This window comes from Neisseria sp. P0022.S010, assembly GCF_051956635.1.
Genome location: NZ_JBQCXF010000850.1, coordinates 1 through 490, shown reverse-complemented (window position 1 = coordinate 490; position 490 = coordinate 1). Strand labels below are relative to the sequence as shown.

Annotated in this window: 1 pseudogene; it reads left to right on the top strand. The window is 51.6% G+C overall.

The window, feature by feature from the left end:
• Positions 1 to 490 (top strand): annotated as a pseudogene (locus ACTHUT_RS21755) (D-lactate dehydrogenase); the annotation flags it as partial.

Below are 490 nucleotides of genomic sequence, written 5' to 3'. Positions count from 1 at the left end.
GATTACGACCGCGATATCGTGATTGTGAATACCATGCGTCTGAACATCATTCAGCCGATCAACAATAACGAACAGGTTGTCTGCCTGCCCGGTTCTACCTTGAATCAATTGGAGCTGCTGCTGAAACCTTTAGGCCGTGAGCCGCACTCAGTGATCGGTTCGTCCTGTATCGGCGCATCTGTATTGGGTGGCGTATGTAATAACTCGGGTGGCGCACTGGTACAGCGTGGCCCGGCTTATACGGAAATGGCCCTGTTTGCGCAAATCAACGAAGAGGGCAAACTGGAGCTGGTCAACCATTTGGGCATTGATTTGGGCGAAACCCCTGAAGAAATTTTGACCAACTTGCAAGGTTTCCATTATCAGCGAAAAGACATTGCGCAAGATGCCGGCAAAGGGCATGACCATGCGTACTGCGATCATGTCCGCCAAGTGAATGAACCGACTGCCGCCCGTTTTAATGCCGACCCTGCGCGTCACTACGAAGCAT